Below are 15656 nucleotides of genomic sequence, written 5' to 3'. Positions count from 1 at the left end.
TGCAGTTGCGGAGCAAAGCTCCGCAAACATAAAAAATCGAAGATTTTTTAATGTTCCTCAACCGGGAAAATTCCATGAATTTTTCCATGCCCCGAACACATATTGTTCGAGGGCCAAAAAATTTTAGGATGTTGAGAAAAATCTAAAAGATTTTTTGAACCTTTCGAAAATCATTATGATTTTTGAAGGCCTTTGGAAACTGTGTTTCCCCGGCCTCGAATGCAGAGCACTCGAAAATCTCCAATTTTAGGTGCCTCAAATTCATTGATTTTGACAGCATTCGACGGCCCGAACACCATGTATTCGACGGCCTGAGAAATAGAAAATAAGTTTTAGGAGGCTACAAAACGAACATAAATTTAAAGGTTTTAGGATTTCCATTAGCTATATTATTATTTATAGTCATGATGCTTATTCCTACACCAGGTTTAGGTTATGCAGGGCATGCAGCACTTGCACTCTTGATCTTCGCCATAATTATGTGGGTCACTGAAGCACTACACTTAGCAGTTACATCGTTACTACTGCTTTTTGTTCAGCCATTAATTGGTGTTACTGATTTTAACAGTGCCGTCGTGGGATTTGCCAACGGTATTATCTTCCTGATGATTGGAGGATTCATTATAGCAGAAGCTATACGTAAAAGTGGACTTGCACAGCGTTTCACGTTCACATTGCTTAACAAATTAGGTACTACTCCTGATAGAAGTCTTTTTGTAGTTGTTTTCTCAACTGGAATTCTTTCAGCGTTTATTGAGAATGTAGTAGCATATGCAATGCTGCTTCCAATTATAAAAGAGATTATACCTTTTATGGGTGTAAATGACCCTGAAAAAGGTGGTAGTAATTTTGCCAAAGCCATGGTTATCGGAGGATCCTTCGGTTCACTGGCAGGTGGATTCGGTACAGAAATAGGAACCGCACCCAACCTGATGGCCGCAGCATACACTCATATTCCCTTTGTAAACTGGATGATCTTTGGATTCCCACTTGCAATAATCCTTCTATTTATAATCTGGAAGTGGTTGGGCATTGTATTCAAACCAGAAGTCAAAGGTATTGTAGGTGGAATGGAGACTATTACTGCTAAAATGGTAGAATTAGGTCCTATGAGCCGAATGGAGAAATTCACTCTTGGAATATTATTGTTCACCATATTATTATGGGTTACAACAAACTACACTGGAATTAACAGTTATTCAGTTGCATTAATCGGTGCAGTGCTTCTATTTGCATTTAGAGTAATCGACTGGCAGGACGCGCAAAACGGTGTAGACTGGGGACTCATAATATTCTTTGGAGGAGCATTGTCCTTAGGAGCAGCACTACTAAACACAGGAGCAGCAAACTGGCTAGTACAAGTTATTATAGGCTTAGTGGGCCGTAACGCATCAACACTACTCATTATGATCGTGCTCATGATCATAGCAGTTACAATAACTCAGGTAATGTCTAACATCGCACTATCTGCGATTTTGATACCGCTATCAGTAACTTTAGCACAGGCACAGGGACAACCAATCGGAATTTACGCAGTACCAGTAGCAATAGCATGTAGTTTATCCTTCATGCTTCCAATGGCCGACCCAACAGTTGCAATGGCATACGGAACCAAGTATATCAACATTAAAGAAATATTTAAAGCAGGAGTACCTCTGATTGTAATCGGAATCATCCTGACTATAATTGATATTCTGGTATTGGCCATACCATTAAACATAATATGATCAAATTGTTTAAAAACGTAGAATTTCTATATTCTACATTTTATTATTTTTTTAAAATACAAAAGAAGTTTTATAACCTATCTTCATCCAACGATAACTTTGCCTTTTATGGATGAATCTAACTCATCGTGGTAATTGAATTCACCTTTTTTATCAAAAGTATAAGTGAATGTATCTCCATTGTTTAAATCTGGGCTTTCAAAGTTTCCCGTATCACTTACTATTTTATGAGGAGCATTATCATGACTAGTCCATCTAACTACATCTCCTGCTTTAACGTGCATTGGATTTGGTTTGAATGTAAAATTTTGAATAATAATGGTATTAGTCTGCTTCTCCTGCGTGCAGCCAGAGATTGAAATCACTCCAATAACCAGAAGAATTATTCCAATTCTTATAAAATTCAAGTTCATGATTTATTATTAGTCAAAGGGATATAATAATTTAACCAAATATAGTAATAAATATAGTATAATTCCCTCCAAAAATATAATTCACTAACCAATTAAGCACCATATTCTTCAATTTTTCGATACAAAGCCTATTTAAGACCACATCAAAAATCATTAATACATTTTATTCCTTTTAAAACATTGAAAACTATTAGTATGTTGAATCAGAAAAATTGTTATAGTGAATTTTACTTATTTAAAACTAATATCCTCCAAAAAATGCGCAGAAATACTTCTAAACATAAAAAAGATGTGATGAAATGATTACAATTACTAAAAAAGAAAATCGTGTTTTAAACCAGATTAAATATTTTCAAGCAGAGTATAGGGATGGTGTACCTTCCAATATTTTAAAGTTAGACCTTTCAATGTCAGAAACTGAATTTAAGGACATATTAACAAATTTAGAAGATAAGGGCCTCATATCAAAAAATGACAATTACATTAAAGCAAATGCAGTTGATGCCCAGATCAATGCTGTAGAATCAAGAGCAGAAGTTTTAAGGGAAGATCTTAACCAGACAGAGAAAAAGACATTTGAACTTATCACCAATTTAGCCAGTGAAGGATTTGTTTCAAGGCATTTTTTAGAGGGAAATCTCCTTTATGGTGACTTAAAATTGAGTAACCTCCAAATGTACCAGATTATCGTATCCCTTGAAAATAAAGGTTTAATCAAAAAAATCCAAAAGAAAGACGGAGAATATTATAACATAAATACGTAAACTTTAATTACTGTTTTAATTATTTTTTATTATAATTATCAAGAAAAAATAGATTCAATATGACCCATTTCCAATCGTATCTTCTATTGAAATAGAGTTGTAGGTTCTGTAATCAAACCACTTATCAGTGATAAAAATACCGCCACATTCACAAGCAGCTTTAGTGGATTCAATGTATAACCCCGGTTACTATAACGAGTTGCACATGATTTTTCACTTCTTTTTAAAATTTTCCCAATTTCCTTAAAGCTATAACCTTGCTCCCGCAGTTTACACATTTTAGTATCTTCCTCAAGCGTCCATTTACAACCTAAACGACTATCCTGATCCTCACTCATTTATAATCAACTCTTCTAAAAGCATTGAGATTATACAGATCTCCTAGTTCTAAATACTAAGTATTCTCTTGAATTCTCCTAATTTTATTTAAATATTCAATATAAGCTTTGTTTATTTAAATAGGTCTATTTTTTCAATGCACATATATATAGCACATAATGATGTCTATTATATTTATTGCATTTAAATTGATCTCACTAAACCCGATTAAATTAAATCACCATGAAAACCCCTAATTTTAATACAAACATCCAAATCAACATTTATGCTTTATAACCTTTAATTAAATCCAGTGAAAAATAACCTTACATCATCATGAGTAACAAATAAATCTTCATATCTAACTATTTTTTTACATTGCCCCTGAAAATACATGTACTATCTCCAATACTAACTTTATAATAATCATTCCTTTTATAATTTAAGGCTAATTAAACCTTTAATATACCAAATATTTTAAGATAGCAACTAATTCGGTATTTACATCCATAATAACCCATATAAAAATATTTAAATACTAATTTTAATAAAAGTATTATGTGGTGATCTTATGGCTGAAGAAGGAAATACTGAAAAAATACCTGTTTCCCCTGCAACATTTGTATATCACACTGAAGATGAATATATAATGGAAGTAGAGCTTCCAGGCGTGAAAAAAGAAGATATAAACATCAACGTGACTGAAAATACATTTTGTGTTAGAGCCCCAAGAAGAAATACAGAATATAACGGATGCTGGGTACTTGCTCACGATTTTGATCCAGATAAAGGCAGTGCACAATATGAAAACGGATTATTAACCATTAGAATGCCTTTAACTGAAGAAAAGGAAAAACCAAGCAGGGAAATAGATGTAATGTAAATATAAATTAATCCTTTCTATTTTTTAGGAGAGTTAAATAATGGTAAAAATTGGATATAAACTTTCCAGTGAAGAATTTGGCCCCCTCGATCTTGTATGTTTTGCTAAACAAGCAGAAGATGCAGGGTTCGACTTTGGCATGATTTCTGATCATTATCATCCATGGATTTCGCAAACAGGTCAAAGCCCATTTGTTTGGAGTACAATTGGGGGTATATCTCAGGTAACTGAAAGGCTGCCCATTGTAACTGGAGTAACATGCCCCACATTCAGGATACATCCTGCAATTATAGCCCAGGCTGCAGCAACAGCAGCTTGCATGCTTCCAGGCAGATTTAAATTAGGAGTAGGCTCTGGTGAAAATTTAAATGAACATATCCTCGGCGACAGGTGGCCCTCAACACCAGTTAGAATTGAAATGCTTGTAGAAGCTATACATATAATTCAATTACTCTGGCAGGGGGAGATGGAAGATTTTGAAGGTTATTTTTACACCATTGAAAATGCAAGAATTTATACATTACCAGAAGAACTTCCTGAGATATTTATAGCTGCTGAAGGAGAAATGGCTGCTACAGTTGCAGGGCAAATGGGAGATGGATTAATTGCACAGCATGCCAATGGAGATGTAGCAACAATTTTCAAAAATACAGGGGGCGAAAATAAACCCTGCTATAGTGAAGCTACAGTGTGCTGGGATGAAAGCAAAGATGAAGCTCGAAAAAATGCCATTAAATATTGGCCTATTAAATTAAATGATGTTCAAATAAACGTTGACCTTCCAACAACAACACATTTTGAAAGATTAGCTAAAAAGGCTGATGAAAAATCAGTTGCTGAAAAAATAGTCTGCAGTAATGATCCAGAGGATCATATAAATGAAATAAAAAGATATGCTGACGCTGGTTACGACCATATATGCATGCATCAAATCGGCCCAAAACAGCATGAATTTATCGAATTTTACAAAGATGAAGTGTTACCTTCATTTAAATAATTTCACTCATATTCCCGTATTTAATCATTGAATCAACCAAAATTAATTAAATTTACTTATTTTTTTAATAGCCCATTTCATGATTTAAGTTGTCCACGAGTAAGGATTAAATTCTGATGGCCGTATATACATTATATTTGCATATCCCCCTTTTAAAAGTGCATTATTTATATTAACACCATTTACATAAACTACAGCAAGAACCCTACCATATTTATCGTAATGCTTTGCATTATCTATATCCAAATAAACTTCTTTTCCAAGACATGCTTTTTTTACAAAATTTTTAGCTTCCAGATATCCTGGCTGTTTCTTTTCAGGTGTATTTATGCCTACAAGTCTTATTCTCCCAACAGTATCAACATCTATTGTGTCCCCATCTACAACATGGTAACAGAGGCCATTTGCATCATATGAAGAATTATTTGATATCTTCAAATTATGATTAGATATATTATCTTCCAAATTTGAATTACTGTCATTTGATAGCCCACTATTTTCAATGCATCCCGAGATAGTAACTACGAGTGCAATAAATCCGATTACAACTATTTTTGATTTCATTTCAGCATCCGAAAAATTTTTTATTTTTCGGGGTTCCAAACATATTGTGTTTAAGAACCTCCAAATAATTTTGTTAATTATTTTAAAAGTTCTTTCACCGAAAAACTAGTTCAATGATTTGTAAAATTCAACATATAAATTTAAAATAAGCTGTACATTTTCCAGTTATCCATATTTAATAGATCAATAAAAAATAAAAAAATAGATGTATTCACATAATCCATTTTAAATTATATCCGAAACTGCCCTTTATGTACATAATGGTTTACTGGTTGTAGTATTAGTTGTACTGTTTGTTGTTTTTGTAGTGTTAGTTGTTGTAGTCGTTTTAACAATTATATTAGTGAAATATCCATTTACAACTTTTCTGCCGTTAATGACACCATTGTAAGGAACTAAATAAACTCCACGGTGGTCATGGGATTTTCCATGGACCAAACAAAAGTCCATATCTGTATCGCCAGCGACCCACAGCCCTTCAGGAGATGTCAATCCTACAGGTCCTTGTTCAAAATATAAAACTCCCCAGCGATGTGTTGCAGGATTATAATTGTAGAAAACACGTGTATGATAATTATAATCTTTATACAGGCAGCAGCTGCATCTTCCAGTTGCATAAACGTATTTACTGGTTACAACCACGTTATACGCTCCTACGCCGCATTTAGATACGGTAGCTACAGATTTATATTTCCAACACCATTTCCATGTATATTTCAACGAATATTTCCATGTGTACTTCCAAGTATATTTCCATGTGTACTTCCATGTTCCGTTGCTTTTGTACCAGTGTTTATACCACTGTTTATGCCACGATTTATACCAGTGCTTATACCATTTTTTGTAATAATATTTGTACCATATTTTAGCTTTTGTAGTGGACGCTGCATTCACTTTTAAAACGCTGTTATCATCATTTAAACTAATTTTGGCGCCTTCATTCGAATTATATTGTGCACCTACTGAAGGAAGAATGAACGCTAGCATAATTGCCACTAATAGAACTGCGAGCAATGATTGTCGCTTAATTATATCGCCTCCTAGTCCTAAATTATTAATACACCTACATAGGACATTACGCACTTGTATAATAATCAATTTTATATAACATATAAATTTTTTTATTTAATTCGACAAAAAAGAAGCCATTAAAATCTATTTTAGCATTTAAAGCCCTATTAGAATTTATTTACGAAAGTCATTTCCAATCAACTTACTTCAATTAATTTTTAAACTATTCCTAAAATAGCAGAGTAATATTAATGAGTAAATTAGGGAACAATGTATTAATTAAAAGACATTATCATTTAAAACTATATCCAAATTAATCTGCGGAATTCAATGGATAATACGGTGAATAAGGAGTATAAATTAAGAAGATAAATGTATTTAGACATATGCTTTTAAAAATAGTCAGTTAAAACTTAATTAAGCAAATTTTTAGATCATATAGATCATTTAAAAATAAAAAATCTGGATTTGCGTTAATCCAGTTTTTCTAAATAGCAGTTATTAAATATTTATACAAAATATCCATTAACTACTTTTTTACCATTAATTGTCCCATTATAAGGGATTAAATATTTTCCCCTGTTATCATGGGATTTTCCATGAACCAAACAAAAGTCCATGTCAGTTACTGTACTGTACCACATACCTTCGGGGTTGTTCTTTCCAGAACCTACTTCATAGGCCAAAACTCCCCATTTATGCGATGATGGGTCATAATTTTTAAAGACCCGGGTGTGGTACTTATAATCGGTATATAAACTACAGGTACATTTACCAGTAGCCATGACATATTTTGAAGTTACTACTACATTATATGCAGCTACACTGCTTTTAGTTGTTTTAGAAGCTGCATTTACTTTTAGAACATTCACATTTTGATTTAAATCTATTTTTTGATTCTCATTTAGCGTATTTTGAATTTGTAGCCCTTCAACTGAAGGTAAAAAGATGACTGCTGCTACTACCGCAAATAGTAACGCACTCTTAAATTTCCACGTAATTGTACCGCCTCCGTGTCCTATGTGTTAAATTAGTTATTTAGGACGTCTTTTAGTACAAAGCTAATAATAAATCAAGATCATATATAAATCTTTTGGTCTAAAATCAAAAAAAAGACCTCCTCATATCTCTTTTTTAGATTTAAAGCAATATTAAAAGCTTTTATAATTACTCTCCTAGTGCGGAATTTTTCGATTGCTGTTTTGAGTAAAACAGCTCATTTAAAACTTTATTTCTAAAAATTAACAAGGAGGAATGTTTTTATAAAATATGCACTCACCTTTAAATCAGCTTATCGCATGACCGATATGGCCTGTTTATATATTATCCATATATAATACATAATTTCAAAAAAGAACCAATATAAATCCAGTATATGCAGGTATAAACTATGATAACAATTTTTAATTAAGTCCTAAAAAATCCCAATTTATGTGATTGAAATCATATTAAATCATTAAATTGTAATACAATATTTAAATTAAATATTTAGGGATAAAAAGTAAAAATAAAGTGAGAGCACTAACTGAAAATTAAATTTTGGTATACTATTAAATTACAAGTTAATTAATAGTAACTAAATGCAGATATAGAGTTCATTTTAAAAAAGATATAACTAAAAAAACCGCAAATAGGAGTTAAATAAATGATATTAATTGTAGGTGGAGCAGGATACATCGGATCTCATTTAAACAAAGAAATCAACAAAAAAGGAATTGAAACTGTTATATTCGATAATTTAAGCTATGGTCACAGAGACTTTGTGAAATGGGGAACATTTGAAAAGGGAGATTTAGGTAACATAGACGATATACGCAATGTTTTCAAGAAGTACCCCATTGAAGCAGTGATGCATTTTGCTGCATTTACATATGTTGGAGAATCTGTAGAAGATCCACAAAAATATTACACAAATAACGTTAAAAATACTTTAAATCTACTTCAAGTAATGCTTGAGGAAAATGTAAAGTACTTCGTGTTCTCTTCAACATGTGCAACCTATGGAAATCCTGTTGAAATCCCAATAACTGAAAACCATCCACAAAACCCAATTAATCCCTATGGAAAGGGTAAATTAATGGTAGAAACAGTCTTAAAAGATTATAGTGACGCATATGGGTTAAAATATGCATCACTTCGGTATTTCAATGCCGCAGGTGCTGATCCAGAAAGTGAAGTTGGTGAACTGCATAACCCTGAAACTCACTTAATACCACTTATCCTTGATGTTGCAGCTGGAAGAAGGGAAGATATTAAAATATTTGGAACAGATTATGACACTCCAGACGGTACCTGTATTAGAGACTACATACACGTCACGGACCTGGCAGAAGCACATATTTTAGCTCTCGAATATCTTCAAAACAGCGGCGAAAGCGACTTTTTTAACCTTGGAAATGGAAATGGATTTTCTGTAAAAGAAGTTATAGAAACAGCAGAAGAGGTCACAGGTAAAAATATCAAGGCAGTCGAAGCAGAAAGAAGAGCAGGAGATCCTCCAATTCTCGTTGGAAGTTCCGATAAAGCAAAAGAAAAGTTAAACTGGAAGCCTAAATATGATGAACTGTCTACAATTATAGAAACTGCATGGAACTGGCATAAAAAATTAAAATAGTTCGAAATGTTGATAATAGTTAGGCCATAAATTAAAAGGTTTAAATTTTAAACCATCATATTCATTTTTAGTTTTACAGCTAAAATTTTAATCATAATTGAATAATTACTATTTTTATTTTAGTGCATGTGTATCACAAAATGTAATATTTCTACAAATTAGAAAATGTGTCACTATTTAAATTATAGACACCTGCAAAACCAGCTTATAATGGTCAAATTACAATAATTTCGTGCAACGGTTCAATATAAAACAAAATAATTAAATTGATATTTTTAAGTTAGAATAAGAATTTTAAAAAAAATAAAATTAAATCAGACTAAACCCCTGTAAATCAGCAAATACCACAAAATTATAATTACAACAGCAAAGATCATTGCCCCCAGAATCAAGCTTTTATCATTACCAAATATGATGGGGATAGGACCTATTAAAATTACTCCCCCTGTATGGACCTCCTCATTTTGAGACGTAGATTGTAGAGCTGTTCCAATAAGTATAAGAACGATCCCAATGAAAATAACGATAATTCCAGTAATTACAATGGTAGAAGCATTCATGGTATCCCTTAAATTTTTTTATAGAATTAACTTTTATCTATTTAATATAAATAAGTTACAGAATCAGGTTTAATCAGTCTTTTTAAGACGATATTCATATTTTCCATCAGCAGATATTTTGTATTCAATGACACCGTTTGTACACATTTCTGAGAGTATTTGTTTTAACTCAGCATCCAGTTGACACTCTTCATCTTCAAGTTGGTTACATAACAACGCATAACAGGGACATGCAATGGCGTCTTTTATATTTTTTTCTTCAGTCCACTTATCTGTCCTGTTTAGCGAATCATATATAGAAAGATATGCAAGTAGTGTCTTTTTTTGTTCTTCTGTAATTTCCGCATCATGGGCTGTTCCTTTAATCTCCCCAATTAACGTTTTAGTATTTTCAACTTCTTCTTCTGGTACTACAAGAAGTACATGGACTTCGTTTGCAAGGAAATATTCTCCGCGAATTAGCTCAAAGCAGTCTTTGCGAAGTACCATTCCCCCTACGTCTTCTATGTACTCAACCAGTTCATCAAATTTATATAGACCGCCTCTAAAATAGAAAATCTCATACATAAAAAATCTCTAAATCTTTTTTAAAATTTGATGTGGCTTTAAAACGCTGACTCCAGTATCTTCGCCAACTACTTCGATTTGAACAATCCAATCTGGATTTATTTCGTCCGCTCTAATATCCATGTTATTAAGCAGTTCATTGGTTACCATTTCAATAAGTTCATTCTTTGATTCTATGTATTCTCTACCCCTTAAATCGCACCTCACTACAAATGAATCATCTGAATTCATCTTTTCTCTTGCAATTAGCACTGCTCTCTCCCAAATAGAATCCATTCTTGTTTTAATGACTGCATCAATTGGAACAACCTTAGATACTACTGTCGTTGGAGCTTCGCTTAATATTGCTACTGCTTCTTCAGGATCCATAGTCAATTCCACCAAAACAACATTGGGGTACTGTGATTCTTTTATATAAAGAACGGGTTCGTAGCTCGAAAGTGCTAGTTCTATTTCTTCTATTCCTACTAATTCTTCACCTGCATGTGAATCTTTGTGGCCTTGAAGAGTTACCAGAAGATTAAAGCCGTCTATTGGCTTGATACGTCCACCTCCTAAAAGAAAACTATTACTATTATATGTAATTATTAATATATTAAAATTGTGGATAATCATGGAATAATGCCTTTTAACCATCTATTTGGAGCAATTTTAATTATTATATCCTAAAAATAATTATTAATTTATTAGACCCATTTTTGATCAAATAAAAACTACATTATTACTACTTAATTGTATAAAGCGTCTCTAAAATATAAATAATTAATAAAAACTTAATTAAGCATCTTTTTTATATATTTAATTGTTATTTAGTCATATTATCCATTTTAAAAACAAAATATTTAATTTCGACCAGATCTTCCCATCTCGGAACTATTACTATATATATAATTAGTAATATAGTGAAACTATGAATGACCGAGGAGTAATGACTGTTGACCTGATATTTGCAACACTCTTAATTATTATTGTAGCTGGAAGCATAGTAAGCGTTGTATCAAGCAGGATAGATACTACTTCACAAACAGAAGAACTATCAAAAGCAAGGATGACTGCAGATAATGTTGCAGAAGCAATTAACAAGGTTTATTCCAGCGGAACAGGTCATTCAGCTAATATCAGTTTGCCGGATGACATTACAGGCGAAAAATATTTTATAAATGTTAATTCATCAGGCGTTTATGTTACAATAGGTGGAATGACCGGCAAAGCTTATATCATTCCCAAAAAAGTTTCAAATTCTTATTTATTGGATGAATCACAAATTACCATGCACTGCGGCTCAGCATATATTATCAAAAATGTAAATGGCTCTGAAGGATACAACTGGATAGTAATTACAGGATCTTAATTTAAGACAAACAATTATATATGTATTAATAATAAATCAGATTTTATGGAACTTAAAGGCCAGGTATCCCTTGAACTTATCATGATAATTGGATTTATCCTGATACTAATTTTAGGAATTGCTTCATTTCTAGGAACTGACAATGAATTGAATCAGGTCATGTCTTCAGCAAGAAGTGGGGCAATAGAAGGGGCGAATACAGACAGTTTTGCGATTTACCCCGAAGAAACATTTAAAAATTACACAATAGAACACATGAGGCTTTTAAATCCAAGTAGCGTGAAAATTATAAAAATAGACTACACAAACCAGGGATTTGATGAAAAATATAATAAAACAAAAATACAGCTTAGAATATCTGCATCGGCACCTTCTGTTACAGATATTAGCGATAGAAATGTTTTAGGAGACCGTGTGAATTTTTACGTGCGAAAAAGTATTTGTGGATCATTTAGCACGTTTAATCAAACTAATGACCTATTTAATCCTGCTTTTTCAAATAGATACGTACTTACAACTACAGATGTTACATGGATATGATTCAGTAGGTATCTACCTAAATTATCATTGAATTTAGTGTGTATGCTAAAATTATCCCGATAGCTCCAAAAATTATACCAATAAACCATACAATTGCAACTACGTTCTTTTCAGGCATAGGTCTTCTTAAAACAGACCTTATGAGAGAGTTAAAACCGCCATCAGGAGCTACCAGATTTCCATCATCACCTACTTCAGTTGGAGCATGGTGATGTCTTTCAACAACCCCTGCGCTGTAAAATTTCAAGGTAGCGTCAATTATATTTGGAAGAAGTACAATAAGGGCTATGATCTTTACACGTCCTATAAACGCCACGAGTACAATACATGCACCTATAATAAGGGTTCCCACATCTCCTGGAAAAACACGTGAAGGGTGCCTGTTATAAAATAAAAATGCAAGAAGAGCCCCCAACATAGCCATAGTTATTATGGCAACGTTATATTTGCCCATTATAATAACAGAAATGGTAAGAGAAATCATTGCTATTGCACCAAGACCTGATTCAACTCCATTTAGTCCTGCCAGCATATTCGTTAAATTAGCACCAATAGAAACTGCTATAGGCATAGACAACATGTAAATAATTCCCACGTTAGGAGGGGCAATCCACATAATCGGTAGTCCAGCAAGCCAGAGTAAAATCAATTTTTCTTTGGATGATAAAACTACAAGGTCATCAACCATGCCCACAAGACCTACCAAAAGAATTACAATTAATGTTATTAAAAACTGATAATGATAAGCAGGATATAGCCAAATTCCAACAAACATTGCAATTACAAAACCAAATAAGATACCAATACCGCCCATTTCTGCCACAATAGGCTTCGTAGGTTTATGAATATCTTTACCAACTATTTCCGCATCTTTTAATTTGTTTATTAATCTAGGCATAGTTAAAAAAGTCATTGAGAATGCAACTAATCCGCAAATACCTGAAATTAATAGTAACATCTGATAATCGCCAAAAAACATATTTGCCATTGAACCACCGTGTTTTATATCACTTGTTTTTTCTGAAAGTTAATTAAGTTTATTTATGTCAACAATCCATCGCTATATGACAGTACACTGTTCTAAATACTTAGCTTTTCAGATATATCCCCTTTAACCATCACATAATTTATCCATCACCGTAAGACAGCAGACCATTTTAAGAAGAATACTTCCCAAATATAATCATTTAAGAACATCCTCCACATAATTTATCTTTTTATAAGACAGTACACTGTTCTAAGAGGAATATTTAGCTTTTCAGATATATCCTTTGCTCTAAGACCTTCATCACGTAACTTTTTAATTTTCTCTTCCGTCTCTTTAGAATATTTTGGTTTCCTACCTCTTTTTAGTTTAGTACCTTTGAGATAATAAACTGTCTTTAAAGGAATTTCAAGCTCATCAGATATATCTTTTGGGCTAACACCTTCATTAATCATTTTTTGAACGAGTTCAGCTTCGTTGCTACCATATTTCTTGGGCCTACCCCTTTTGATAACTGGTTCAACTTCAATTCCCAGTTCAGAAAGTGCATCTAAATATTTTTTTGAGGTTCTAGGGTATAAGCTGCTTGGAACTTTAATCTTTTTAAGATTTGGATATCTATCCAGAAGCTCCATGATCACCTGTGAAGATAATGCTCTTTTTACATAAATTTCATTATTTTCATCTTCACCCAAACTACCACCGTATGTTATAATTTTCTAAATACTTAAGTTAAAATTTACTGATTAAAAATTCATAAATTTTCCACTGTCATTTTTTAATCATTTCCAGGAACTTTTGAGCACGTTTAGACGTAGGCTTTCCAAATGTCTCAATTTTTTCTTTTTCTGCTTTTACATTCACTGGATCAACTGAAAAAATATCAGATGCAACTTCAATAGATAATTTTCCTGTAATATTTAAAATTGCAGCCCCCACTGCAGGTGGATTTGACTTAACATGGAGACCCTTTATTTTATTTTCAATCTCAAATTTTTTTGCTATTACTTCCTTCATGTCTTCAATATACTCAATTTTTTCATCGGTATATTCCTTCAAAATTCCCACTACCTGCTTATCAAAATCTACAAATGCCTTCAACTGGTTAGTATCCAGATTTGGGCGAAGATTTGGGAAGGGTCCTGAGTATTTATTCCTTCTATCGTAGGAAGTGGTTAAATAATATCTAACAATATCCCATAAAATAAAAACTCTTGGTACTTCAACAAAAAGCTTTCTTTTAATCCTGTTTCTTGTTTGAAGATCACGCTCAAGCTGTCTATTTATAATATCGTTGGCATCCATGAGGTTGTTTTCTTTAAGAATTTCATTTAATTTTTCATTCTTTATGTCTTCTTCATCTTCAATATCCGAGGTTATTGAACCTGCAATATCTGATGCCGTTTTAAGAGCATTATCATAAATTTCAACGTTATTTCTATTTTTTAAAAATTTATCCATGACGTTATCCAGAATTCCGTCCACTATTTCCTTTGCAAATTTTACATATGCAATTGAAAGAGCTGTTTGAACCTGTTTATCATTTATAATGGCGGGTTTTTTTCTGTGAAATTGCAGAAATTCGATACGTGCATTACGGCCGTATTTCTTTCGAATTTCCCGTTCATAGTTCATTTCATCATCCATATCCATATTGACTCTTTTTCTAATCCACCTGCCGTCTTCCAGTACCTTAACCACTAAAGAAACAGTTTTAACTATTCCTCTTTTTTCATGTTTCAGGACTCTAACGATGCTGCGAAATGCTTCTCTTCCCATAGGTGATAAGTCAGACATTCTCACCATATATTCACCAGATAAAGGCAAATATTTGAGTGCACCTAACCTGTAAACACCGTGGTCATTTTTTTCTAATATTAAATCTGTAGCTCCACAGCTGCATGTTCCAGACTCCACAAATTCAATTTCGTGCCTTTTAAACTTCTTTTTACATGTACTGCAGGTTATGGTTGCAAACTCTTCAAGATGCCCAATTGCAATTTTATGAGATGCAATAGATGACTTGACCCGATCTAAAATATTTTTCTTGGCGGCAGCTTTCATTCTAAAGTATTGAGTCTGCCTTGAAACATCATGCATTTCTTCAGCTTTTAATTCAGTAATTGAGGAACGAGAAGATCTAATTAAAGACCTGTAGGGAGCTTTATAACCCTTGATCTCCATGGTATCTCTAAGTTCATACAGCTCGTCTAAATTTTCCTTTAAGTAATGATAAACTGTAATAAAGCTTTCGAAATCCCTAAGTTCTTCTACTTGTATCCTTTGACGTTTTATTTTATCAAGAAATTTCTCAGCCCGTGCAATTAAAACAGATTCATTCATTTCGTTCCCAAACTATACT

General features: G+C 32.7%; 19 protein-coding genes. 8 read left to right on the top strand and 11 right to left on the bottom strand.

The annotated features are described in order from the left end of the window. The first annotated feature begins 192 nt into the window (after nt 1-192). Nucleotides 193-315 (top strand): hypothetical protein, encoded by a 123-nt coding sequence (locus EJ01_RS17965; protein WP_269221180.1) that lies wholly within the window; start codon nt 193-195, stop codon nt 313-315. 38 nt (nt 316-353) lie between these two features. After that, nucleotides 354-1727: a DASS family sodium-coupled anion symporter gene (locus tag EJ01_RS07015; protein ID WP_084689170.1), complete on the top strand. Its 1374-nt coding sequence runs from the start codon at nt 354-356 to the stop codon at nt 1725-1727. A gap of 83 nt (nt 1728-1810) precedes the next feature. Here EJ01_RS07015 and EJ01_RS07010 read toward each other — a convergent pair whose 3' ends face one another. Then, nucleotides 1811-2140, bottom strand: coding sequence for a cupredoxin domain-containing protein (locus EJ01_RS07010; RefSeq protein ID WP_052375935.1), 330 nt, complete (start codon nt 2138-2140; stop codon nt 1811-1813). A gap of 299 nt (nt 2141-2439) precedes the next feature. Between EJ01_RS07010 and EJ01_RS07005 the strand changes: the two genes are divergently transcribed. Then, nucleotides 2440-2904: a hypothetical protein gene (locus tag EJ01_RS07005; RefSeq protein ID WP_048081135.1), complete on the top strand. Its 465-nt coding sequence runs from the start codon at nt 2440-2442 to the stop codon at nt 2902-2904. Between the two features lie 83 nt (nt 2905-2987). On the opposite strand, the gene EJ01_RS07000 is transcribed toward EJ01_RS07005, so the two are convergent. Then, the gene (locus EJ01_RS07000; RefSeq protein WP_048081136.1) at nt 2988-3242 is read right to left on the bottom strand and encodes an SANT/Myb-like DNA-binding domain-containing protein; all 255 of its coding nucleotides are present in this window, start codon (nt 3240-3242) and stop codon (nt 2988-2990) included. 551 nt (nt 3243-3793) lie between these two features. Here EJ01_RS07000 and EJ01_RS06995 point away from each other — a divergent pair. Both EJ01_RS06995 and EJ01_RS06990 read left to right on the top strand, forming a co-directional pair. Further along, nucleotides 3794-4105 carry an Hsp20/alpha crystallin family protein gene (locus EJ01_RS06995; RefSeq protein WP_052375932.1) on the top strand — a complete coding sequence of 104 codons (312 nt, stop codon included), beginning with the start codon at nt 3794-3796 and terminating at the stop codon, nt 4103-4105. 40 nt (nt 4106-4145) lie between these two features. Further along, the gene (locus tag EJ01_RS06990; protein ID WP_048081137.1) at nt 4146-5102 is read left to right on the top strand and encodes a TIGR03557 family F420-dependent LLM class oxidoreductase; all 957 of its coding nucleotides are present in this window, start codon (nt 4146-4148) and stop codon (nt 5100-5102) included. 84 nt (nt 5103-5186) lie between these two features. Here the strand turns inward: EJ01_RS06990 and EJ01_RS06985 are convergent, their stop codons facing one another. The 3 genes from EJ01_RS06985 to EJ01_RS06975 form a co-directional block, all read right to left on the bottom strand. After that, complete coding sequence (locus EJ01_RS06985) at nt 5187-5666, bottom strand: thermonuclease family protein (RefSeq protein ID WP_052375950.1); 480 nt, start codon at nt 5664-5666, stop codon at nt 5187-5189. A 249-nt stretch (nt 5667-5915) separates the two neighbouring features. Continuing rightward, nucleotides 5916-6653 carry a hypothetical protein gene (locus EJ01_RS16455; RefSeq protein ID WP_052375930.1) on the bottom strand — a complete coding sequence of 246 codons (738 nt, stop codon included), beginning with the start codon at nt 6651-6653 and terminating at the stop codon, nt 5916-5918. Nucleotides 6654-7186: 533 nt separating this feature from the next. Further along, nucleotides 7187-7549 carry a hypothetical protein gene (locus EJ01_RS06975; RefSeq protein WP_052375928.1) on the bottom strand — a complete coding sequence of 121 codons (363 nt, stop codon included), beginning with the start codon at nt 7547-7549 and terminating at the stop codon, nt 7187-7189. Between the two features lie 773 nt (nt 7550-8322). On the opposite strand from EJ01_RS06975, the gene galE reads away from it, so the two are divergent. Then, a complete protein-coding gene (gene galE, locus EJ01_RS06970) occupies nt 8323-9291 on the top strand; it encodes a UDP-glucose 4-epimerase GalE (RefSeq protein WP_048081138.1) in 969 nt (322 codons plus the stop codon). A gap of 314 nt (nt 9292-9605) precedes the next feature. Here the strand turns inward: galE and EJ01_RS06965 are convergent, their stop codons facing one another. The 3 genes from EJ01_RS06965 to EJ01_RS06955 all read right to left on the bottom strand — a co-directional run bounded on the left by EJ01_RS06965 (nt 9606) and on the right by EJ01_RS06955 (nt 11033). Then, on the bottom strand, nt 9606-9851 hold the full coding sequence (locus tag EJ01_RS06965; RefSeq protein ID WP_048081139.1) for a TIGR00304 family membrane protein: 246 nt from the start codon (nt 9849-9851) through the stop codon (nt 9606-9608). Nucleotides 9852-9920: 69 nt separating this feature from the next. Continuing rightward, a complete protein-coding gene (locus EJ01_RS06960) occupies nt 9921-10418 on the bottom strand; it encodes a methyl-coenzyme M reductase family protein (RefSeq protein WP_048081140.1) in 498 nt (165 codons plus the stop codon). Between the two features lie 9 nt (nt 10419-10427). Beyond that, nucleotides 10428-11033 (bottom strand): THUMP domain-containing protein, encoded by a 606-nt coding sequence (locus EJ01_RS06955; protein WP_048081141.1) that lies wholly within the window; start codon nt 11031-11033, stop codon nt 10428-10430. A 295-nt stretch (nt 11034-11328) separates the two neighbouring features. On the opposite strand from EJ01_RS06955, the gene EJ01_RS16450 reads away from it, so the two are divergent. After that, entirely contained in the window at nt 11329-11769 is a 441-nt protein-coding gene (locus EJ01_RS16450) for a hypothetical protein (RefSeq protein WP_052375926.1), read from the top strand. A gap of 45 nt (nt 11770-11814) precedes the next feature. Next, nucleotides 11815-12309, top strand: coding sequence for a hypothetical protein (locus EJ01_RS06945; RefSeq protein WP_048081142.1), 495 nt, complete (start codon nt 11815-11817; stop codon nt 12307-12309). 16 nt (nt 12310-12325) lie between these two features. Here the strand turns inward: EJ01_RS06945 and EJ01_RS06940 are convergent, their stop codons facing one another. The 3 genes from EJ01_RS06940 to EJ01_RS06930 form a co-directional block, all read right to left on the bottom strand. Continuing rightward, nucleotides 12326-13297, bottom strand: coding sequence for an MraY family glycosyltransferase (locus tag EJ01_RS06940; protein WP_052375925.1), 972 nt, complete (start codon nt 13295-13297; stop codon nt 12326-12328). Nucleotides 13298-13518: 221 nt separating this feature from the next. Beyond that, a complete protein-coding gene (locus EJ01_RS06935; RefSeq protein WP_245611170.1) occupies nt 13519-13989 on the bottom strand; it encodes a helix-turn-helix domain-containing protein in 471 nt (156 codons plus the stop codon). A gap of 76 nt (nt 13990-14065) precedes the next feature. After that, entirely contained in the window at nt 14066-15637 is a 1572-nt protein-coding gene (locus EJ01_RS06930) for a DUF530 domain-containing protein (protein ID WP_048081143.1), read from the bottom strand. Between the last annotated feature and the right edge of the window lie 19 nt (nt 15638-15656).

This window comes from Methanobacterium veterum (genome assembly GCF_000745485.1).
In the GTDB taxonomy this organism is placed as follows: domain Archaea; phylum Methanobacteriota; class Methanobacteria; order Methanobacteriales; family Methanobacteriaceae; genus Methanobacterium_D; species Methanobacterium_D veterum.
Note: the sequence above shows the minus strand (reverse complement) of the source record. Positions and strands in the feature narration are given on the sequence as shown.